We start from the raw sequence: 21,089 nt of genomic DNA on the forward strand, positions 1-21,089 counted from the left end.
GGCTTGGGAAGAACGGGAGGCCAGTGGCCTCCCGTTTTTCGTTCGGCTGGCGGCAAATGGTCTGGGGAGGATTGCCGCTTTGCTTGCCAGAGGGCGGAAAGGCCTTGCCGCTTGGCTCGTAAGCTGGCCTGAAAAAACTGCCAAGTAGTTGAAATATAAGAAGTAAATTTTTTGGCACACACCTTGCTGTATGTCTGGCACGGACAACAGGTAAGCCAGACGGCAAGGGTTCCTGACCATGAGCATCAGCTTCGATAGTGCACTCGGCATCCATGAAAAAGCGCTCGGCTTCCGCGCCCAGCGTGCCGAGGTGCTGGCCAACAACATGGCCAACGCCGATACGCCCAACTACAAGGCGCGCGATCTGGACTTCGCCTCGGTACTGGCCGAGCAGAGTGCCAAGGTCCAGCGCGGCCCGGTCGGACTGAGTCGCACCGACAGCCGGCATATCGCCGCCGAGGGGCTGAGTGCGGGCGATGCCGGACTGGTCTACCGCTCGCCACTGCATGCCTCCATCGATCAGAACACCGTCGATTTGCAGGTCGAGCAGGCCAGCTACGCGGAAAACGCGGTGAACTTCCAGGCTAGCTTCACCTTCCTCAACAGCAAGTTCAAAGGGCTGGTCAGCGCCCTGCGCGGCGATTAAAGGAGTCCGATGCCATGTCACTCGCCAGTGTCTTCAATATCGCCGGAACCGGCATGAGCGCCCAGAGCACTCGCCTGAACACCATCTCCAGCAACATCGCCAACGCCGAGACGGTGTCGTCGAGCATCGATCAGACCTATCGCGCGCGTCATCCGGTGTTCGCCACCGTCTTCCAGCAGGCCCAGGGCGGCGACCGCGGTTCCTTGTTCGCCGAGCAGGACCAGGCCGGCCAAGGCGTCCAGGTGCTGGGCATAGTCGAGGATCAGAGCGAGCTGGTACAGCGCTACGAGCCGAATCATCCGGCCGCCGATGAGAATGGCTATGTCTACTACCCCAACGTCAACGTGGTCGAGGAAATGGCCGACATGATCTCGGCCAGTCGGGCCTTCCAGACCAACGTGGAAATGATGAACACCGCCAAGCAGATGCTGCAGCGGGTGCTGACCCTGGGCCAGTGAACCACCGGTGAGGAATGAAGGATGAGCAGCGTTAGTGGTGTCAGCTCTGCATTGGATCAGTACCAGATCAAGCAGGAGCCCAATAAGAGCAAGGAGCTTGGCAAGAATGAGTTTCTCAACCTGCTGGTGGCGCAATTGAATAACCAGAACCCGCTGGAGCCCCAGGGTAACGGCGAGTTCATCGCCCAGTTGGCCCAGTTCAGCCAGGTCGAGGGGATCGAGAAGCTCAATACCAGCATGAGCTCCCTGCTATCGGGCTACCAGTCGTCCCAGGCGCTGCAAGCCTCTTCCCTGGTCGGGCGCAAGGTCATAGTGCCGACTGACAAGGCGATGGTCGATACCAGCGAGAGCTTCAAGGCCAGCCTGGTGCTGCCGACCACCAGCAGCAATGTCTACGTCAACGTGTACGACAAATCCGGCTCCGTGGTGAACCGGATCAACCTGGGCGAACAGGCCGCCGGCAACGTCAGCTTCATCTGGGACGGCAAGGACGCCGGCGGCAATCTGTTGCCGCCCGGTAACTACAGGTTCGAGGCGCAGGCGACTTACAACGGCGAAACCAAGGGGCTCTACACCCTGCTGCCGGCCAACGTCGACAGCGTCACCCTGGGGGGGAGCGAGCTGACGTTGAACCTGGCGGGACTCGGCAGCGTGCCGCTCTCCCAGGTGCAGGTGATCGGTCAGTAATCAGCGAATTCAATCGCCGGTGCGGCCGGCAAAGGAGACTTCCATGTCGTTCAATATCGGTCTGAGTGGTCTGCGGGCTGCCACCAGTGATCTCAATATCACCGGCAACAACATCGCCAACGCCGGTACCGTTGGCTTCAAGCAGTCGCGTGCCGAGTTCGCCGACCTCTATGCCGCTTCGGTGCAAGGCACCGGCAGCAACCAGCAGGGCGCTGGGGTGCAACTGAGCAATGTGTCGCAGCTGTTCAATCAGGGCAACATCAACTACACGCAGAACGCCCTGGATCTGGCCATCAACGGCAATGGCTTCTTCCAGACCAGCAACAACGGCGAGATCAGCTACACCCGGGCCGGTTATTTCGGTACCGACCGCGAAGGCTTCATGGTGAACAACTTCGGTCATCGCCTGCAGGGCTATGCAACCGATGCCAACGGCAATCTGCAGAACGGCGTGATCACCGACTTGCGCATCGAATCGGCCAGCCAGTCCCCCCAGGCAACGAGCACGCTGACCCAGGGATTCAACCTGAATTCGACCAACACGGTGCCCGTCACCACGCCATTCAATCCGGCCGACCCGACTACCTACAATTCGGCGACCTCCACCAATATCTATGACACCCAGGGCAATGCCCATGTCATGACTCAGTACTTCGTCAAGACCGGGCCCAATGCCTGGCAGATGAATGTGCTGATCGATGGTCGCAACCCGGCAGACCCGACCTCCACAGTGCCCTATTCGATGGGCATGGGGTTCACCGCCAGCGGTCAGTTGAACATCGCCAGCCTGGCCTCGGGCAACTATGACGGCGCCGGCGGCCCCGACTTCACTGTGGACCCGGCGACCGGACGCTTCACCCTGGATGGCTGGACGCCGGCGATAGCGGATAGTTCGGTCCCACCGGTATGGTCGGCCAACGGCGCCACCGCCAACGCAGCGGGCATCCAGGTGGACATCCGCAACTCCACCCAGTTCGCCAGCGCCTTCGCGGTCAACAGCGTTAGTCAGGACGGCTACACCACGGGGCAGCTGGCGGGGCTGGAGATCGACGATACCGGGGTGATCTTCGCCCGTTACACCAATGGTCAATCCAGGGTGCAGGGGCAGGTCATTCTGGCCAATTTCGCCAACACTCAAGGCCTGACCCCGGTTGGCAAGACGGGCTGGGCGCAGTCCTTCCAGTCCGGGGAGCCGGTGATCGGCACGCCGCGCAGCGGTACCCTGGGTGCGCTGCAGGCCGGCGCCCTGGAGGATTCCAATGTCGAGGTGTCCGAGCAGTTGGTGAACATGATCGTCGCTCAGCGTAACTATCAGGCCAATGCCAAGACGATCGAAACCGAAAGCGCCATCACCCAGACCATCATCAATCTACGCTGATAGCGGCGCGCTCGGTTGCGCTTGCCGCAGGCGGCAAATTCCCGCCGAGCGTCTTTTGAAAGGCTCCCCTAGGGAGCCTTTTCTTTTTAATAAACTCCTTATATTTCATTGTCTTATTGGTTTGCGTCGATGGGTGGCACGGTGCTTGCTGGATTACTGGCAAAGAGCAGCGGGCGCTACGCCCACCTCGGAGACTAACCATGGACAAGATGCTGTACGTCGCCATGACAGGGGCCCACAACAACAGCCTGGCCCAGAGCGCCCACGCCAACAATTTGGCGAACATCTCCACCAGCGGCTTCCGTCGCGATTTCGAGCAGGCGCGCTCGATGCCGGTGTTCGGCGACGGTTTGCCGGCGCGGGTGTATGCCATGAGCGAGCGCCCCGGCACCGACTTTACCCCCGGCTCTCTGCAGGAGACCGGTCGTGACCTGGATGTGGCGATCGGCGGCGAGGGCTGGCTGGCCGTGCAGGCGGCCGATGGCAGCGAGGCCTACGTGCGCACCGCCAGCCTGAATGTCGATGCCTTAGGTATGTTGCGCACCGGCAGCGGCTTGCCGGTGATGGGCAATGCCGGGCCGATCGCCGTGCCGCCGGAGCAGAAGATCGAGATCGGCCAGGACGGCACCATCAGCATTCGCGCCCTCGGCGAGGCGCCCAATGTGCTGGCCGAGGTCGACCGTCTGAAGCTGGTCAACCCCGACCTCAAGCAGATGGAGAAGGGCAGTGACGGCCTGATGCGGATCAAGGACGGGCAGCCGGTACTGGCCGATGCGGCAGTGCGGGTGACCTCGGGTTTCCTCGAGTCGAGCAACGTCAATGCCGTGGAGGAGATGACCGCGATCCTCTCCCTGTCCCGCCAGTTCGAGCTGCAAGTGAAGATGATGCGCACCGCCGAGGACAACGCCTCGGCTGTGGCGCGGGTCTTGCAACTCAGCTAATTACCAGCACGCGGCGCCGTGAAAGCGGCGCCCGAGGAGAATAGATATGCTTCCTGCACTCTGGGTCAGCAAGACCGGCCTGTCCGCCCAGGACATGAACCTGACCACCATTTCCAACAACCTGGCCAACGTGTCGACCACGGGTTTCAAGCGCGATCGTGCCGAGTTCGAGGACCTGCTGTATCAGATCCGTCGCCAGCCCGGTGGTCAGTCCAGCCAGGACAGCCAGTTGCCCTCCGGCTTGCAGCTCGGCACCGGCGTGCGGGTGGTCGGTACGCAGAAGATCTTCACCACCGGCAGCCTGCAAACCACCGAGCAACCGCTGGATATGGCGGTGAACGGCCGGGGTTTCTTCCAGGTGCTGATGCCCGACGGCACCGTGTCCTACACCCGCGACGGCAGCTTCCATCTGAACGCCGACGGCCAGCTGGTCACCTCCAATGGTTTCGCCCTGGAGCCCGCCATCGTGCTGCCCAACGAGGTGCGCACCTTCACCGTGGGCGAGGACGGCACGGTATCGGTGACCACCGCCGGCAACCCGCAGCCGCAGATCGTCGGCAACCTGCAGCTCGCCGACTTCATCAACCCGGCGGGCCTGGAAGCGGTCGGCAGCAACCTGTTCCTGGAGACCGCCTCCAGTGGCGCGCCCCAGGTCGGCACGCCGGGCCTCAACGGCCTGGGCACGACCCTGCAGAACACCCTGGAAAACTCCAACGTCAGCGTGGTCGAGGAGCTGGTGAACATGATCACCACCCAGCGTGCCTACGAGATGAACTCCAAGGTCATCTCCACCGCCGACCAGATGCTGTCCTTCGTGTCCCAGAATCTTTGATGAGTGGGGCCGGCGTTAGCGGGCCGCAACTGCAATAGAACACCCGAGGTAGTGGTTATGAACCGGCTGATGATAGCGCTCTCTATGCTCGTGACCGTGGCCCTGAGCGGCTGCGTCTCGCCGCCGCCGAAGCCGGACGACCCGTACTACGCGCCGGTGCTGCCCCGTACTCCGCTGCCGGCGGCGCAGAACAACGGCTCGATCTACCAGGCCGGCTTCGAGAACAATCTCTACGGCGACCGCAAGGCCTTCCGTGTCGGCGACATCATCACCATCACCCTCAACGAGCGCACCCAGGCCAGCAAGAACGCCGGCTCGCAGATCTCCAAGGACAGCAGCGCCAATATCGGCCTGACCTCGCTGTTCGGCGGCGGCGTGTCGGTACGCAACCCCGGCTCGGGTAATGTCCTCAACCCGCTGACCGGCGACAACCTGAGCCTGGGGGCCGAGTACAACGCCAACCGCGACACCAAGGGCGACAGCAAGGCGGCCCAGGGCAACAGCCTGTCCGGCTCGGTCACCGTGACCGTCGCCGAGGTGTTGCCCAACGGCATCCTGGCGGTGCGCGGGGAGAAGTGGATGACCCTCAACACCGGCGACGAACTGGTGCGCATCGCCGGGCTGGTGCGGGCCGACGACATCAGCACGGACAACACCGTTTCCTCCACGCGTATCGCCGACGCGCGCATCACCTACTCGGGCACCGGGGCCTTCGCCGACGCCAGTCAGCCGGGCTGGCTGGACCGCTTCTTCCTCAGCCCGCTGTTCCCGTTCTAAGCAGGTAGCCGACCATGATGCGACTGATTTCCGCCCTCTGCCTGCTGCTGCTCGCCGCCGTCGCCCAGGCCGAGCGGCTCAAGGACCTGGCCAGCATCCAGGGCGTGCGCAGCAACCAGCTGATCGGCTACGGCCTGGTGGTCGGCCTCAACGGCAGCGGCGACCAGACCACCCAGACGCCCTTCACCGTGCAGACCTTCAACAACATGCTGGCGCAGTTCGGCATCAAGGTGCCGGCCGGCGGCAACGTGCAGCTGAAGAACGTCGCCGCGGTGTCGGTGCATGCCGACCTGCCGGCCTTCGCCAAGCCGGGGCAGACCATCGACATCACCATCTCCTCGATCGGCAATGCCAAGAGCCTGCGCGGCGGCAGCCTGCTGATGACCCCGCTCAAGGGCATCGACGGCAACGTCTACGCCATCGCCCAGGGCAATCTGGTGGTCGGCGGTTTCGATGCCGGCGGCGCCGATGGCTCGCGCATCACCGTCAACGTGCCGTCGGCCGGGCGCATCCCCGGCGGCGCCACGGTGGAGCGGCCGGTGCCGAGCGGCTTCGACCAGGGCAACAGCCTGACCCTGAACCTCAACCGGCCGGACTTCACCACGGCGAAGAACATCGTCGACCAGATCAACGACCTGCTCGGCCCGGGCGTGGCCCAGGCCATAGACGGCGGCTCGGTGCGGGTCAGCGCGCCGCTGGACCCCAACCAGCGGGTCGACTACCTGTCGATTCTCGAGAACCTGGAAGTCAACCCGGGCCAGGCCGTGGCCAAGGTGATCATCAATTCGCGCACCGGCACCATCGTCATCGGCCAGAACGTGCGGGTGCAACCGGCGGCGGTGACCCACGGCAGCCTCACGGTGACCATCACCGAAGACCCCATCGTCAGCCAGCCCGAGGCGCTGTCCGGCGGTCAGACCGCTGTGGTGCCGCGCTCGCGCGTGAACGCCGATCAGGAAGCCAAGCCGATGTTCAAATTCGGCCCCGGCACGACCCTGGACGAGATCGTCCGCGCGGTGAACCAGGTCGGCGCCGCGCCCTCGGACCTCATGGCCATCCTCGAGGCGCTCAAGCAAGCGGGCGCCCTGCAGGCCGACCTGATCGTGATCTAAGGAGGCGACCATGGATTCTCGACTCTCGGCCGGCCTGCTCGGCAACGGCAAGAGCCCGCTGGACAGCGGCGCCTTCACCGACCTGAACCGCCTGAACCAGTTCAAGGTCGGCGGCGACAGCGAGCAGAACATCCGCAAGGTGGCCCAGGAGTTCGAGTCGCTGTTCCTCAATCAGATGCTCAAGGCCATGCGCTCGGCCAACGAGGTGTTCGGCGAAGGCAACTTCCTCAACAGCAACGAGAGCAAGACCTACCAGGACATGTACGACCAGCAGCTGTCGGTGACGCTGTCGAACAACCAGAACGGTATCGGCCTGGCCGCTGTGCTGGAGCGGCAGATGTCGAAGATGAAAGGGCCCAGCGAGCGGCCCAATCCGTTCGCTCAGGTCGATGCCCCGGTGCCCCGTGCGCCGAGCAAGCCGCTGGCCAAGGTCGACAGTGCACGCGATGACGCGGGACTGATCAATCAGCGGCGCCTGGCGCTGCCGGGCAAGCTGGGCGATCGCCTGCTGGCCGGCATAGTGCCCTCGGACGGCGCTGTCGATGGCCAGCCCCTGGCACAGGCCGACTGGGTGCCGGCCACGGCCTTCGCCGCGCCCAAGGACAAGGCCCTGAGCCTGGGCGACAGCGATGCCATCAGCGGCCGCCGCCTGGCCCAGGCGGCTACGGCAGCGGGCAAGTCGACCTTCGCCTCGCCCGCGGAGTTCGTCGCGGCCATGCTGCCGATGGCCGAGAAGGCCGCCGAGAAAATCGGCGTCGAGGCCCGCTACCTGGTGGCCCAGGCGGCCCTGGAAACCGGCTGGGGCAAGTCGATCATCCGCCAGCGGGACGGCAGCAGCAGCCACAACCTGTTCGGCATCAAGAGTCACAACAGCTGGGACGGCGAGTCGGCACGGGTGCTGACCACCGAATACCAGGGCGGCAAGGCGGTGAAAGAGGCGGCTTCGTTTCGCGCCTACGACTCCTACGCCCAGAGCTTCGAGGACTACGTGAGTTTCCTGCAGAGCAACGGCCGTTACGAGAAGGCCCTGAATGCCACCGACAACCCCGAGCGCTTCGTGCGCGAGCTGCAGCAGGCCGGGTACGCCACCGACCCGCATTACGCGCGCAAGGTGTCGCAGATCGCGCGCAAGATGCAGACCTATCAAACCATCGCAGCGGCCGGCACGCCGCCGGCCCGCGGGTGAGCTGAGCCATGGCTGATCTACTGAATATTGGCCTGTCCGGCCTCGCCGCGAACAAGACGGCGCTGTCGGTCACCGGTCACAACATCACCAACGTCAATACGCCGGGGTTTTCCCGTCAGGACACGGTGCAGGCCACCCGGCCGCCGCAGTTCAGCGGTGCCGGCTACATCGGCTCCGGTACCACCCTGGTGGATATCCGCCGCAGCTACAGCGAGTTCCTCAGCACCCAGTTGCGCAGCAGCACCGCGCTCAACAGCGACGTACAGGCCTACAAGAGCCAGATCGAGCAGCTCGATTCGCTGTTGGCAGGCTCCACCACCGGCATCACCCCCTCGCTGCAGAAGTTCTTCTCGTCCTTGCAGACTGCCGCCGAGGATCCGGCCAACATTCCCGCCCGGCAGCTGGTGCTGTCCGAGGCAGAAGGCCTGGCGCGGCGCTTCAACACGGTGTCCGAGCGGATCGGCGAGCAGAACAGCTTCATCAACAAGCAGATGACGGCTGTGACCGATCAGATCAACCGGCTGAGCACCTCCATTGCCAGCCTCAACAATGCCATCGCCGTCGCCGCCTCCAACGGCCAGCAGCCCAACGACCTGCTCGATGCCCGGGAAGAGGCGATCCGCCAGCTGTCCACCTATGTCGGCGTGACGGTAGTGCCCCAGGACGACAGTTCGCTGAACCTGTTCGTCGGCTCCGGCCAGCCGCTGGTGGTGGGCGCCACCGCCAGTCGCCTGGAGGCCGTGCCGGGGCAGGGCGACCCCACTCGCTTCGAGATAGACTTCGTCAGCGGTGGCTCGCGCCAGGGCATCACCAGCTTGATAAGCGGCGGCGAACTGGGCGGGCTGATTCGCTACCGGGCCGAGAGCCTGGACCCGACCCTCAATGCGCTCGGTCGCCTGGCCCTGGCGGTCAGCGACCAGGTCAACACCCAGCTCGGTCAGGGCCTGGATCTCAAGGGGCAGGTGGGCAGCGCGCTCTTTGGCGACTTCAACGACCCGGCCCAGGCGGCGTTGCGCGTCCTGGCTTTTTCGACCAATACCAGCAATGTCCAGCCGGCGCTGAACATCACCAACAGCAGCGTGCTGACCACCAGCGACTACCGCCTAGAGTTCGATGGTACCAACTACACGGCGCGGCGCTTGAGCGACGGCGCGACCATGACGGTGGCACCTCCTGGCCCCTTCACTTACCCGCAAACCCTGACCTTTGCCGATGTCGCCGGCCGCGACCAAGGGTTCGAACTGGTATTGGGATCGGCACCGGCGGCGGGTGACCGCTTCTTGATGCAGCCAACCCGGCGCGGCGCTGTCAGCATGACCGCAGTCTTGGACCAGGCCGATCAGTTGGCTTTTGCCGCGCCGGTCAGGAGCGAGGCCGCCCTGCAGAACGTCGGCAATGGCACGATTTCCCAGCCTGACCTGATCGCCGCCGGGGCCAGTCCTATCGACAGCGCGGCGATCGCCGCCGCCTTGCCGCAGGGGCTGATCTACAACGGCGCCGGGGGCTTCGAGAACCCGCCGGGCACCCCGGTAGCCGGGTTGACCCGGGTACCTGCTGGCGCCTTCGTGCCGGGCCAACTGAACACCTATGAACTGGATCTCGGCAGCGGCAACCGGGTCAGCTTCACCATCAGCGGCCGTCCGGAGAATGGCGACACCTTTACCCTGGCCTTCAACAGCAATGGTGTTTCGGACAACCGCAATGCGCTCAAGCTGGTGGACCTGCAGAGCAAGCAGACCGTCGGCGTGGACCCGAGCGTTACGGGTATCGGCACCGGGGCCAGCTTCACCGACGGTTACGGCGATCTGGTCGAGCGGGTCGGCACCCTGACCGCCCAGGCCCGCCAGGACGGCGAGGCCACCGGGGCCATCCTCAAGCAGGCCACGGACAACCGCGATGCCCTGTCCGGGGTCAACCTCGATGAGGAGGCGGCCAACCTGATCAGGTTCGAGCAGTACTACAACGCCTCGGCCCAGATCATTCAAGTTGCCCGCTCGTTGTTCGATACCCTGATCAACTCATTCCGCTAAGCCCTAGCGGCTCGCTGCTTGCGACAAGAGGCTAGAACATGCGCATCTCCACCATCCAAGCCTTCAATAATGGCGTGCAGGGCCTGCAGCGCAACTATGCCAATGCCACGCGCACCCAGGAGCAGATCAGTACGGGTAACCGCATCCTCACCCCGGCGGACGATCCGGTGGCCTCGGTGCGCCTGCTGCAACTGGAGCAGCAGCAGAATGTGCTGACCCAGTACAAGGACAACCTCACCGCGGCGAAGAACAGCCTGACCCAGGAGGAGGTCACCCTCAACTCGGTCAACACCGTGCTGCAGCGGGTGCGCGAACTGGCGGTGCAGGCCGGCAATGGTGCGCTGAGTCAGGCCGACCGGCAGTCCATCGCCGCCGAACTGGGCGAGCGCGAGGACGAGTTGTTCAGCCTGATGAACACCCGCAATGCCCGCGGCGAGTATCTGTTCGCGGGTTTTCAGGGCAAGACCCAGCCCTTCGTCCGTCAGGCCGACGGCAGTTACAGCTATGCCGGCGACGAGGGCCAGCGCAAGCTGCAGGTGGCCAGCTCGCTGGATCTGGCGATCAGCGACAGCGGCAAGAAGATCTTCGAGAACGTCGTCAATGCCGGCCGCCTGGATGCGGCTTTCACCGTCAGTCCGGTCGGTTCCACGCTGACGGCCTCGGCGCCCCTGGTGCAGGACGAGGTGGCCTTCTCCGGTGCCCCGCCATTTCCGGCGGCCGGCGTGGAGATCGTCTTCGGCAATCCGACGGCCAGCAGCTATGAGGTGTTCGAGATTGGCGTTCCCGGAGCGCTGGCCAGCGGCAGCCTGGACAACGACACGAACACCAGCGATCGGCTGGTTTTTCGAGGAGTCAGCGTGCTGCTCGATGGTGCGCCGGTCGGTGGCGAGACCATTCAGGTGACGGCCGACCCGACCCGGCAGAAGCAGGGCATCCTCAGCACCATCGCCAACCTGCGTACGGCGCTGGAAAGCACCGCCGACACCCCGGCAGGCAACCTCCAGCTGCGCGACGCCGTCGCCGTGGCGCTGACCAATCTGGACCACGGTATGACCAAGGTGGATGGCGTGCGTGGCGAAATCGGCGCGCGTTTGAATATTGTCGAGTCGACCCAGACCGACAACGAAGACGTCAGCCTGGTCAACAAGGGCGTGCAGGCCGACCTGCGTGAGCTGGATTACGCCGAGGCGCTGTCGCGCCTGTCCTTCCAGTCGATCATCCTCGAGGCCGCGCAACAGAGCTACGTGAAGATCAGCGGCCTGAACCTGTTCAATCAGCTGCGTTGAGCCTGTAGCCGGCTGTAGGCTGGGCCGCACAGCGGTGTAATCCATCGCCATTAACCAACGTTTGGCGGGTTACGCCTTCGGCAAATCCACCCTGCGACCCAGTCAGATAAGCCGCCGAAATTCTGCCATCGTCGCGCTAGTGGGGTGCTACTTGGGCTAAGTGTTTGTCAGCGCTGAAGAAAAAATCTACTCAGCGACCTTGCAAAAAACTCTAAAGCTCCTGGCACTAACGCCGATACAAATTACGAATGCGAACTTTAAGGGTGCCTGGGCACTGCCCACCCGAGGTCGCACGCTCAGGCAAACACGCTAGTCCTTGGAGGACACCACCATGGCTCTTACCGTCAATACCAACATCGCGTCGCTCAATACCCAGCGCAACCTGAATAGCTCGTCCAAGTCGCTGGACACCTCCCTGCAGCGCCTGTCCACCGGTTCGCGTATCAACAGCGCCAAGGACGACGCCGCCGGCCTGCAGATCTCCAACCGTCTGACCAGCCAGGTCAACGGCCTGGGTGTGGCGGTGCGTAACGCCAACGACGGTATCTCCCTGGCACAGACCGCCGAGGGTGCCCTGCAGCAGTCCACCAACATCCTGCAGCGTATGCGCGACCTGTCCTTGCAGTCGGCCAACGGCTCCAACTCCTCGACCGAACGCCGCGCCCTGCAGGACGAAGTCAGCCAGCTGCAGCAGGAGTTCAACCGTATCGCCGATACCACCAGCTTCGGTGGTCGCAAGATCCTCGACGGCACCTTTGGTGCTCAGCAGTTCCAGGTCGGTGCCAATGCCTTCGAGACCATCGACATGGCCCTGGGCAACTTCCGCGCCAGCAATGTGGGTAACAACACCCGTACCCTCGCCGGTACGGGCGCCAACGTCGGTCTTGGTCGTACCACGGCGACCGCCAACACGGCGGCGGCGAACAACGTTGCAGGTACTGTGACCATCGCTGGCTCCGCCGGAACCAGTACGGCCATCAGCGTTGCAGGCCTGAGCGCCAAGGGCGCCGCGGATGCGATCAACGCTCAGACCGGCACCACCAATGTCTCGGCCGATGCCCGCAACACGATTTCGATCGGTGCGCTGTCCGCCAGCGGCCAGGTCACGTTTAACCTGACCGGCTCCAACGCCACGGCGGTGACCATTCGCGCCACCGTCACCACCGGCGATCTGAGTGCCCTGGCCACCGAGATCAACACCAAGAGCGGTCAGACCGGCATCAGTGCGGCCATCGATGGCGGGGTGCTGAAAATGACCAGCGAGCGCGGTGACGACATCGTGATCGAGGGGTTCGACCACTCGACCGCTTCGGCTACTGCGGTCATCAGCACCTACGGCTACGACGGCACCGGTGCGGCAGTCGACACCACTACGCTGACCCAGGGCGGTACAGATTCGACCCGTGCTATGGGTACGATCAAACTGAACAGCAGCAAGTCTTTCACCTCGACCGCCTCCGACGTTTCGGTGGACGCGGCGAACGCCCAGGTCAGCGCCCTGGATGCCGTCGACAAGATCGATATCACCACCGCCATCGGTGCACAGAAGGCGCTGGATGTCATCGACTCGGCCCTGACCTTCATCGACAGCTCCCGTGCCGAGCTCGGTGCCAAGCAGAACCGCTTCGAGAACACCATCTCCAACTTGCAGAACATCTCGGAGAACGCTTCCGCAGCCCGTGGCCGGATTCAGGACACCGACTTCGCCGCAGAAACCGCTAACCTGAGCAAGAACCAAGTGCTGCAACAGGCCGGCACGGCGATCCTGGCCCAGGCCAACCAGTTGCCGCAGGCGGTACTGAGTCTGCTTCGTTAATTCGAGGCGGCGTTTAGGCTAGAACCACGGGGGGTAGTGCCAGGCGCTACTCCCCGTCTTGCCATGTGAGGTGAGGTCATGGATATCAATGGACTAAAAGGTATTTCCCCGGTGTTTACCGCCGAGCGAGTGATGCGTTCCGAGGCGCCGGCTGCGGCACGCGACAGCTCTGCCGAACGCCAGCCCGTACCGTCGTCGGCCGGACAGAGCGCAGCCGCCCTGTCACCGACTGCCGAGTCGCAGCGACAGCCGGTGGAGGAGGCGGTGTCCAGTATCAAGCAGTTCGCTCAGAGCATTCAGCGCAACCTGGATTTCGATCTGGATGACTCCACCGGGCGGGTGGTGGTCAGGGTCACCGACGGCGTGTCCGGCGAAGTGATTCGGCAGATTCCTTCCGAAGAGGCCCTGCGCCTGGCGGAGAGACTGGACGAGGCACGCAGCCTGCTGTTCAAGGCAGAGGCCTGAACGGCACGTTTTTTGATAGGTATTGGAGCAGTAGCGGAAACGTCAATCCCATGACGAGGTGGAGCAGATGGCAGGCATACCGGGTATCGGATCGGGCATCGACATCAACAGCATCGTCGGTGCTATGGTCAATGCGGAAAAAGCCCCGAAGGAGGCGCAGCTGGCGCGCCTGGAAAAAGCCTCCACTACCAAGTTTTCCGCGCTGGGTGAGCTTAAAGGGGCACTGAGTGCTTTTCAGACTGCCATGAAGGATCTCAACAGCCTGGCGCTGTTCGAGAAGCGCAGCGCCACCTCGACCAATGCCAGCGCCTTGACCGCTTCGGCGAGCAAGACGGCGTTGGCGGGCAGCTACCAGATGACCGTCGAGCGGCTGGCCAGCAGCAGCAAGGTCGCCACGGCGGCACTGGCCAGCGACTTTACCGCGGCCGCCGACGGCAAGTTGACGGTCAAGCTGGGGGCGGCCGATGCCGGGGTCGAGGTCGATATCGCCTCGGGCGATACCCTGGTGCAGATCCGTGACAAGCTCAACACCGCACTCAAGGACAAGGGCATTACCGCCAACGTCATCAACAACCCTGCCGACGGTCAGTCGCGCCTGGTGCTCAATGCCAAGGAGACTGGGGCCGGCAAGGATATTTCCATCGAGACCGCCGATGCGGCTCTGGCAGGCCTGGCTCTCGACGGCAGCGTCCAGTCGACCGGGAATGGCGCCGGTTATCTGCAGCAGGCTGCCGATGCCGAGTTCACCGTCGATGGCCTGGCGCTCAAGAGCCCGAGCAACACCGTCGACAACGCCATTCCCGAGGTGACGCTGACCCTGTCCGGCAAGACCGAGGCGGATAAGCCGTTGACCCTGACAGTCGATCAGGACAAGTCCGGCGTCACCGCCAATATCAAGAAATTCGTCGACGCCTACAACAAGTTGATCAAGACCAGTAACGAGCTGACCAGTGTCACTCGGATCGGCGAGGACAAGCCGCCGGTAACCGGTGGTCTGGTTGGCGACGCGACCGTGCGTACCTTGCTGGGCGCCGTGCGCAACGAGCTGGTCAGCCCTGCCGATCAGGAGGGCGTGAGGGTCCTGGCCGACCTGGGCATTACCACCCAGAAAGACGGCACCCTGAAGATCGACGATACCAAGCTGGGCAAGGCGCTGACCGACAACTTCGACGCGGTCGGTACTTTCTTCGCCGGCGATACTGGCCTGATGAGTCGAGTGGACAAGCGTATCGATGGTTATATCCAGACCGGCGGTGTGTTGGAGCAGCGCATGAGCGGACTGCAAACGACCATCACCGGCATCGATAAGCAGAGGGAGGACCTGACTCGGCGCGTGGCCCAGATGCAGGCCCGTCTGTTTGCTCAGTTCAATGCCATGGACTCATTGGTGTCGCGTTTGAACAGCACCAGTGACAGATTGGCCCAGGCGCTGGGCAGCCTGCCGGGCGTGGTGAAACAGAGTAGCTAAATCATGAGCGACGCCATCAATACCTATAAGCAGGTCAAGACCAGCCAGGACATCACGCCTTACCAGGCTGTGCGCCTGTTGTTGGACGGTGCCTTGGAACGAATTGCTCTCGCCTTGCATGCCCAGCAAGAGGGTGTTCCCGGCGTACGCGGGGAGGCGGTCGGCGGCACCCTGTCGATCATCGGCGTGCTTCAGGCCAGCCTGGATAAAGAACTGGGCGGCGAGTTGTCGGAAAATCTGGATGCGCTCTATGACTACATGATCCGTCGCCTGGCCGGTGTGGCCCTCGAGCAGACGCCGCGCAGCCTGCTCGAGGTAGAACAATTGATCGTGCAGATCCGTGATGCCTGGGTGGCGATAGGTCCGGAAGTGGAGCCGGAACCGGCCTGAGGGCAGGCTGGGCTGCTAGGGCGAAAAAGACTTGCATGGTGCCCGAGTAGGGCAACTGTAGGTCTTTTCGTTTTATGTGGGACTACTGTTCGTCTACGTGCCTTTCCCGCGTGGATAGTTGTTCGAAAGGTCTCAAGCTCGCAGCGTCGATGCCGATAACCGGGGTAATGGGAAAGCACACCGGGAGTACATTGGCATGAATGCTATGGTTGCGATGCGGCAGTATCAGAACGTCAACACTCAGACCCAGGTTGCGGACGCCAGCCCCCATCGTTTGATCCAGATGCTGATGGAGGGGGGGCTGGCTCGTATCGCCCAGGCGCGCGGGGCTATGGAGCGCGGGCAGACCGCGCTGAAGGGCGAGCTGATCGGCAAGGCCATCGGCATCGTCGGCGGCCTGCGCGAGGGCCTGGATCTGCGTCAGGGGGGGGAGCTAGCCGCCAATCTGGATAGCTTGTACCAATATATGATTACCCGCTTGCTGCAGGCCAATGCGAAGAATGACCCCGCACCTCTCGAGGAGGTTGCCGGGCTGTTGCGCGAAGTGAAGACCGGTTGGGATGCCATCGGTCAGTGATGCGGTTTAGGTTTAAGGGAGCGCAATGATGAGTTCAACTGTCCAGCGCCTGGAAGATACCGGCAGCGCCTTGCGTACCGCCTTGGACACCCGCGATTGGGCGGCGATCGGTGAACTGGACCTGCAGTGCCGCCAGGCCGTGGACGAGGCGATGGTCGAGGCCGAGCGGGACGAGGGCTTGCTGCGCGCGCGCATGCAGGAGCTGCTCGAGCTCTATCGCGAGCTGGTCTGTGTCTGCCAGGCCGAGCAGCAGCGTCTGGCGGGTGAGCTGATTCAGCTGAATCAGTCCCAGCAGGGGGCAAAGGTTTATCAATTGTTCGGTTAGGCATCTTTCCGAGTTTGTTGGTGTTTGCCCTCTGGCCTGTCCTCCTCAAGGCCGCTTTTCGGGAGCTTGCTCAGTCGAGCTCCTTTCTGTCTGAACAGCCGCTTAGGCTGTGAATCCGGCAAAGCAAAAAAATCACGCCATAAAATTGACTGCACCCTCGAAATTGACTTTACTAGCGGCCAAATGCCGACGCCTCCTCTGCGTGGCGATGTGCGTCCGTTCACTCCCCGGAAAAGACCGAAAAAAATATGTGGCGTGAAACCAAGATCCTGCTGATCGACGATAACTCCGAGCGTCGTCGTGACCTTGCGGTCATCCTGAATTTTCTGGGGGAGGAGCATATCGCCTGCGGCAGCGCGGACTGGCGCGATGCGGTGGCGCCTCTCGAGTCCAGTCGCACCGTGCTCAGCGTATTGGTCGGCGGTGCGCAGGCCACAGGCGGGATGCTGGAGCTGCTCAAGGACCTGGCGGCCTGGGATGAATACCTGCCGGTTCAGCTGGTCGACGAGCAGGTCGCCGCGGAGTGGCCGGAGGACGTGCGGCGCCGTGTCCTGGCCAGTCTGGAGATGCCGCCGAGCTATAACAAGCTGCTCGACTCCCTGCACCGCGCCCAGGTCTATCGCGAGATGTATGACCAGGCGCGCGATCGCGGGCGCCAGCGTGAGACCAATCTGTTCCGCAGCCTGGTCGGCACCAGCCGCACCATCCAGCATGTGCGGCAGATGATGCAGCAGGTGGCCGACACCGAAGCCAGCGTATTGATCCTCGGCGAATCCGGCACGGGCAAGGAGGTGGTGGCCCGCAACCTGCACTACCACTCCAAGCGCCGCGAGGCCCCGTTCGTGCCGGTCAACTGCGGTGCGATTCCGGCCGAGCTGCTGGAAAGCGAGCTGTTCGGCCATGAGAAGGGGGCGTTCACCGGTGCCATCACCAGTCGCGCCGGGCGCTTCGAGCTGGCCAATGGCGGCACGCTGTTCCTCGATGAGATTGGCGACATGCCATTGCCGATGCAGGTCAAGCTACTGCGGGTGCTGCAGGAGCGCACCTTCGAGCGGGTCGGCAGCAACAAGACCCAGAGCGCCGACGTGCGCATCATCGCCGCGACCCACAAAGACCTGGAAACCATGATCGAGGCGGGCAGCTTCCGCGAGGACCTGTATTACCGTCTGAATGTGTTCCCCATCGAGATGCCCCCGCTGCGCGAGCGCATCGAGGACATCCCGCTGCTGTTGAACGAGTTGATCTCGCGCATGGAGCATGAGAAACGCGGCTCCATTCGCTTCAACTCGGCGGCGATCATGTCGCTGTGCCGACACGACTGGGCGGGCAATGTGCGCGAGCTGGCGAACCTGGTCGAGCGCATGGCGATCATGCATCCCTATGGGGTGATCGGCGTGGGCGAGCTGCCGAAGAAGTTCCGCCATGTCGACGATGAGGATGAGCAGCTGGCGGTCAGTCTGCGCGACGAGATCGAGGAGCGTGCGGCCATAGTCGCCGGTCTGCCGGGCATCGACACGCCCGCGATGCTGCCGCCCGAGGGCCTGGATCTCAAGGATTACCTGGGCGGCCTCGAGCAAGGCCTGATCCAGCAGGCGCTGGATGATGCCGGTGGGGTGGTTGCCCGTGCGGCCGAGCGCTTGCGCATCCGCCGCACCACGCTGGTCGAGAAGATGCGCAAGTACGGCATGAGCCGGCGCGAGGAAGAGGAGCAGGAATAACGCTTCCTCGTGGAGTCAGTCCATTGGCAGCATGGGCCAAGAGAAGCCGAAGGTTTGACACGACCTTCGGCTTTGTTTTTTAAGTTATTGAAAATCAATGTAAAAATTTTAGGCACGGGTATTGCTATCTCTTCTGTAACTGACTGTCTTATGACGGTGCGTGGCACGAGAGAACATAATGAATCCCAATGCCCAGCTTTCCCCTGACGCCGAACCGACCCCCGTTGCATCCTTAGAGCAGGCCGGCCGCGTCAATCTGGAACAGGCCTTCGCCCTGTTCAGTCAGATGTCCAATCAGCTCAACGAGTCTTACAGCATGCTGGAGGCCCGGGTGACCGAGCTCAAGGGGCAGCTGGCACTGGTCAGCGCCCAGCGCATGCAGGAGTTGGCGGAGAAGGAGCGTCTGGCTCATCGCCTGCAGAGCCTGTTGGATCTGTTGCCGGGCGGGGTGGTCGTCATCGACGGTCAGGGCGTGGTGCGCGAGGCCAATCCGGTGGCGCGCAGCCTGCTCGGCCAGCCCCTGGTCGGCATGCTCTGGCGTCAGGTGATCGCCCGTAACTTCGCCCCGCGGGAAGACGATGGTCACGAAGTCTCGCTGAAGGATGGCCGGCGCCTGTCGATCGCCACCCGCTCGCTGCATGCCGAACCCGGACAGCTGGTGCTGCTCACCGACCTGACGGAAACCCGTCGCCTGCAGGATCAGCTGTCCCGCCATGAACGCCTGTCGGCCCTGGGACGGATGGTGGCCTCCCTGGCTCACCAGATTCGCACGCCACTGTCCGCCGCCTTGCTCTATGCCAGTCATTTGACCGAGCAGGTCTTGCCGGTCGAGCAACAGCAGCGCTTCGCCGGACGCCTGAAGGAGCGTCTGCACGAGCTCGAGCACCAGGTGCGCGACATGCTGGTGTTCGCCCGCGGCGAGTTGCCGCTGCCGGATCGATTGGCGCCCAGGGCCCTGTTCGAGGCTCTGCGCACGGCGGCCGAGCCCCATGTGCAGGGTATGAGCCTGCGTTGGCAGTGCGATGTGCGCGACGGCGAGTTGCTGTGCAATCGCGACACCCTGGTCGGCGCCATCCTCAATCTGTTGCACAACGCCATTCAGGCGGCCGGCGGCGATGCCCGTCTCAAGGTCCATCTGTACCGGCGCGACGACACGTTGCGCCTGTGTGTCAGCGACGACGGGCCGGGGATAGGTCCGGCCACCCTGGCGCGCCTGGGCGAACCCTTCTTCACCACCAAGACCACCGGTACCGGCCTGGGCCTGGCGGTGGTCAAGGCGGTGGCGCGTGCCCATCAGGGCGAGCTGCAGCTGTATTCGCGCCTCGGCCGGGGCACCTGCGCCCTGTTGACTCTGCCGCTGCTGAGCGCGGCGCAACCCTTGATTCAGGAGTGATTTCCATGGCTGCCAAAGTCCTGCTGGTCGAAGACGACCGCGCCTTGCGCGAAGCCCTGGCCGATACCCTCATGCTGGCCGGGCACGACTACTGTGCGGTGGAGAGTGCCGAGGCGGCGTTGCAGGTGCTGGCCCGGGAGGCGTTCGGCCTGGTGGTCAGCGACGTGAATATGCCGGGCATGGATGGTCACCAGTTGCTCGGCCTGATTCGTCAGCGTCAGCCGCAGCTGCCGGTGCTGCTGATGACCGCCCACGGCGCGGTCGAGCGGGCGGTGGAGGCCATGCGTCAGGGGGCTGCGGACTACCTGGTCAAGCCGTTCGAGCCGAAGGCCTTGCTGGCCCTGGTCGAGCGGCATGCCCTGGGGCGCCTGGGCGCGGCCGAGCAGGGCGGTCCGGTGGCCCTGGAGCCGGCCAGCGTGCAGCTGCTGGAGCTGGCCGCGCGGGTGGCACAGAGCGATTCCACGGTGCTGATCACCGGCGAGTCCGGTACCGGCAAGGAGGTGCTGGCGCGCTATATCCACCAGCAGTCGCCGCGTTCGACGCAGCCCTTCATCGCCATCAACTGCGCGGCCATTCCCGACAACATGCTCGAGGCCACCCTGTTCGGTCACGAGAAGGGCGCCTTCACCGGCGCCGTCGCCAGTGCGCCGGGCAAGTTCGAGCTGGCCGATGGCGGCACCATCCTGCTCGACGAGATCTCCGAGATGCCCCTGGCCTTGCAGGCCAAGCTGCTGCGCGTGCTGCAGGAGCGCGAGGTGGAGCGGGTCGGTGCGCGCAAGCCGATCAGCCTGGATATTCGCGTGCTGGCCACCAGCAACCGCGACTTGGCCGGGGAGGTCGCGGCAGGACGGTTTCGCGAAGATCTCTACTATCGCCTGTCGGTCTTTCCCCTGGCCTGGCGGCCGTTGCGCGAGCGTCCGGCGGACATAGTGCCGCTGGCCGAGCGGCTGCTGGCCAAGCACGTCAAAAAAATGAATCACCCGCCGATTCGCCTGTCGCCCCAGGCCCAGGATTGTCTGGTGAGGCATGCCTGGCCGGGCAACGTGCGCGAGTTGGACAATGCCATCCAGCGTGCATTGATCCTCCAGCAGGGCGGCCTGATCCAGCCTCAGGACCTCTGCCTGAGCGCGCCGATCGGCTTCGCGCCGGCCGTGCAGTCGCCGCTGGCCTCCGTGCCGATGAATGCGCCGAGCAGCGCTCCGGCCGTGACCGAGGTGCCGGCAGTGGAGGTGGGCGACCTGGGCGAGGACCTGCGCCGGCGCGAGTTCCAGGTGATCATCGACACCCTGCGTTCCGAGCGCGGGCGGCGCAAGGAAGCCGCCGAGCGTCTGGGCATCAGCCCGCGCACCCTGCGTTACAAGCTGGCGCAGATGCGCGATGCCGGGCTGGACGTGGAGGCTTACCTCTACGCCAGCTAGGATGCCGGGCGAAACCTGAGGGCCGCCGTCTCGGCGGGCCTCGCGTTCGCTTGGCTTGGCCTAGCCCCGTTGTGGCAGGGCCGACTCCCCTCATGTCGAGCAAGCTCGACCGCATCTTCGGCCCGAACGATCGGGCTCGCCTCCTGAGATATTGGCACCCTTGTTGCAGAACCTCCCTTAAGAGCG

The 21,089-nt window shown here is 63.8% G+C and carries 20 protein-coding genes; all 20 read left to right on the forward strand.

Going from position 1 to position 21,089, the window contains the following annotated elements:
* Window positions 1-238 precede the first annotated feature (238 nt).
* The 20 genes from flgB (at window position 239) to fleR (ending at window position 20,903) form a co-directional block, all read left to right on the forward strand.
* Complete coding sequence (gene flgB, locus SBP02_RS07440) at window positions 239-646, forward strand: flagellar basal body rod protein FlgB (RefSeq protein ID WP_318645755.1); 408 nt, start codon at window positions 239-241, stop codon at window positions 644-646.
* A 14-nt stretch (window positions 647-660) separates the two neighbouring features.
* The gene (flgC, locus tag SBP02_RS07445; protein ID WP_318645756.1) at window positions 661-1,104 is read left to right on the forward strand and encodes a flagellar basal body rod protein FlgC; all 444 of its coding nucleotides are present in this window, start codon (window positions 661-663) and stop codon (window positions 1,102-1,104) included.
* A gap of 21 nt (window positions 1,105-1,125) precedes the next feature.
* Window positions 1,126-1,791, forward strand: a complete 666-nt coding sequence (gene flgD / locus SBP02_RS07450) for a flagellar hook assembly protein FlgD (protein ID WP_318645757.1) — start codon at window positions 1,126-1,128, stop codon at window positions 1,789-1,791.
* 43 nt (window positions 1,792-1,834) lie between these two features.
* The gene (flgE, locus tag SBP02_RS07455) at window positions 1,835-3,169 is read left to right on the forward strand and encodes a flagellar hook protein FlgE (RefSeq protein WP_318645758.1); all 1,335 of its coding nucleotides are present in this window, start codon (window positions 1,835-1,837) and stop codon (window positions 3,167-3,169) included.
* A gap of 200 nt (window positions 3,170-3,369) precedes the next feature.
* Entirely contained in the window at window positions 3,370-4,110 is a 741-nt protein-coding gene (locus SBP02_RS07460; RefSeq protein WP_318645759.1) for a flagellar basal body rod protein FlgF, read from the forward strand.
* A 46-nt stretch (window positions 4,111-4,156) separates the two neighbouring features.
* Window positions 4,157-4,942, forward strand: coding sequence for a flagellar basal-body rod protein FlgG (flgG, locus tag SBP02_RS07465; protein ID WP_318645760.1), 786 nt, complete (start codon window positions 4,157-4,159; stop codon window positions 4,940-4,942).
* Between the two features lie 57 nt (window positions 4,943-4,999).
* Window positions 5,000-5,719, forward strand: coding sequence for a flagellar basal body L-ring protein FlgH (gene flgH, locus SBP02_RS07470; protein ID WP_318645761.1), 720 nt, complete (start codon window positions 5,000-5,002; stop codon window positions 5,717-5,719).
* Between the two features lie 14 nt (window positions 5,720-5,733).
* The gene (locus SBP02_RS07475; RefSeq protein WP_318645762.1) at window positions 5,734-6,831 is read left to right on the forward strand and encodes a flagellar basal body P-ring protein FlgI; all 1,098 of its coding nucleotides are present in this window, start codon (window positions 5,734-5,736) and stop codon (window positions 6,829-6,831) included.
* Between the two features lie 10 nt (window positions 6,832-6,841).
* Window positions 6,842-8,017: a flagellar assembly peptidoglycan hydrolase FlgJ gene (gene flgJ, locus SBP02_RS07480; protein WP_318645763.1), complete on the forward strand. Its 1,176-nt coding sequence runs from the start codon at window positions 6,842-6,844 to the stop codon at window positions 8,015-8,017.
* A gap of 8 nt (window positions 8,018-8,025) precedes the next feature.
* Window positions 8,026-10,047, forward strand: a complete 2,022-nt coding sequence (gene flgK / locus SBP02_RS07485) for a flagellar hook-associated protein FlgK (RefSeq protein ID WP_318645764.1) — start codon at window positions 8,026-8,028, stop codon at window positions 10,045-10,047.
* A gap of 38 nt (window positions 10,048-10,085) precedes the next feature.
* Window positions 10,086-11,333 carry a flagellar hook-associated protein FlgL gene (flgL, locus tag SBP02_RS07490; protein ID WP_318645765.1) on the forward strand — a complete coding sequence of 416 codons (1,248 nt, stop codon included), beginning with the start codon at window positions 10,086-10,088 and terminating at the stop codon, window positions 11,331-11,333.
* Window positions 11,334-11,664: 331 nt separating this feature from the next.
* Window positions 11,665-13,149 (forward strand): flagellin, encoded by a 1,485-nt coding sequence (locus SBP02_RS07495; RefSeq protein ID WP_318645766.1) that lies wholly within the window; start codon window positions 11,665-11,667, stop codon window positions 13,147-13,149.
* A 132-nt stretch (window positions 13,150-13,281) separates the two neighbouring features.
* A complete protein-coding gene (locus tag SBP02_RS07500) occupies window positions 13,282-13,614 on the forward strand; it encodes a flagellar protein FlaG (RefSeq protein ID WP_404824385.1) in 333 nt (110 codons plus the stop codon).
* A gap of 67 nt (window positions 13,615-13,681) precedes the next feature.
* Window positions 13,682-15,082, forward strand: coding sequence for a flagellar filament capping protein FliD (gene fliD, locus SBP02_RS07505; protein WP_318645768.1), 1,401 nt, complete (start codon window positions 13,682-13,684; stop codon window positions 15,080-15,082).
* A gap of 3 nt (window positions 15,083-15,085) precedes the next feature.
* The gene (fliS, locus tag SBP02_RS07510; protein WP_318645769.1) at window positions 15,086-15,472 is read left to right on the forward strand and encodes a flagellar export chaperone FliS; all 387 of its coding nucleotides are present in this window, start codon (window positions 15,086-15,088) and stop codon (window positions 15,470-15,472) included.
* 196 nt (window positions 15,473-15,668) lie between these two features.
* Window positions 15,669-16,049, forward strand: coding sequence for a flagellar export chaperone FliS (gene fliS, locus SBP02_RS07515; RefSeq protein ID WP_318645770.1), 381 nt, complete (start codon window positions 15,669-15,671; stop codon window positions 16,047-16,049).
* 28 nt (window positions 16,050-16,077) lie between these two features.
* Complete coding sequence (locus SBP02_RS07520; protein ID WP_318645771.1) at window positions 16,078-16,374, forward strand: flagellar protein FliT; 297 nt, start codon at window positions 16,078-16,080, stop codon at window positions 16,372-16,374.
* 248 nt (window positions 16,375-16,622) lie between these two features.
* Window positions 16,623-18,092: a sigma-54 dependent transcriptional regulator gene (locus SBP02_RS07525; RefSeq protein ID WP_318645772.1), complete on the forward strand. Its 1,470-nt coding sequence runs from the start codon at window positions 16,623-16,625 to the stop codon at window positions 18,090-18,092.
* A 178-nt stretch (window positions 18,093-18,270) separates the two neighbouring features.
* Window positions 18,271-19,485: a sensor histidine kinase gene (locus SBP02_RS07530; protein ID WP_318645773.1), complete on the forward strand. Its 1,215-nt coding sequence runs from the start codon at window positions 18,271-18,273 to the stop codon at window positions 19,483-19,485.
* Between the two features lie 5 nt (window positions 19,486-19,490).
* Window positions 19,491-20,903: a sigma-54-dependent response regulator transcription factor FleR gene (gene fleR / locus SBP02_RS07535; RefSeq protein WP_318645774.1), complete on the forward strand. Its 1,413-nt coding sequence runs from the start codon at window positions 19,491-19,493 to the stop codon at window positions 20,901-20,903.
* The last annotated feature ends 186 nt before the right edge of the window (window positions 20,904-21,089 follow it).

The sequence above is a fragment of the Pseudomonas benzenivorans genome, from assembly GCF_033547155.1.
Classification (GTDB): Bacteria; Pseudomonadota; Gammaproteobacteria; order Pseudomonadales; family Pseudomonadaceae; genus Aquipseudomonas; species Aquipseudomonas benzenivorans_B.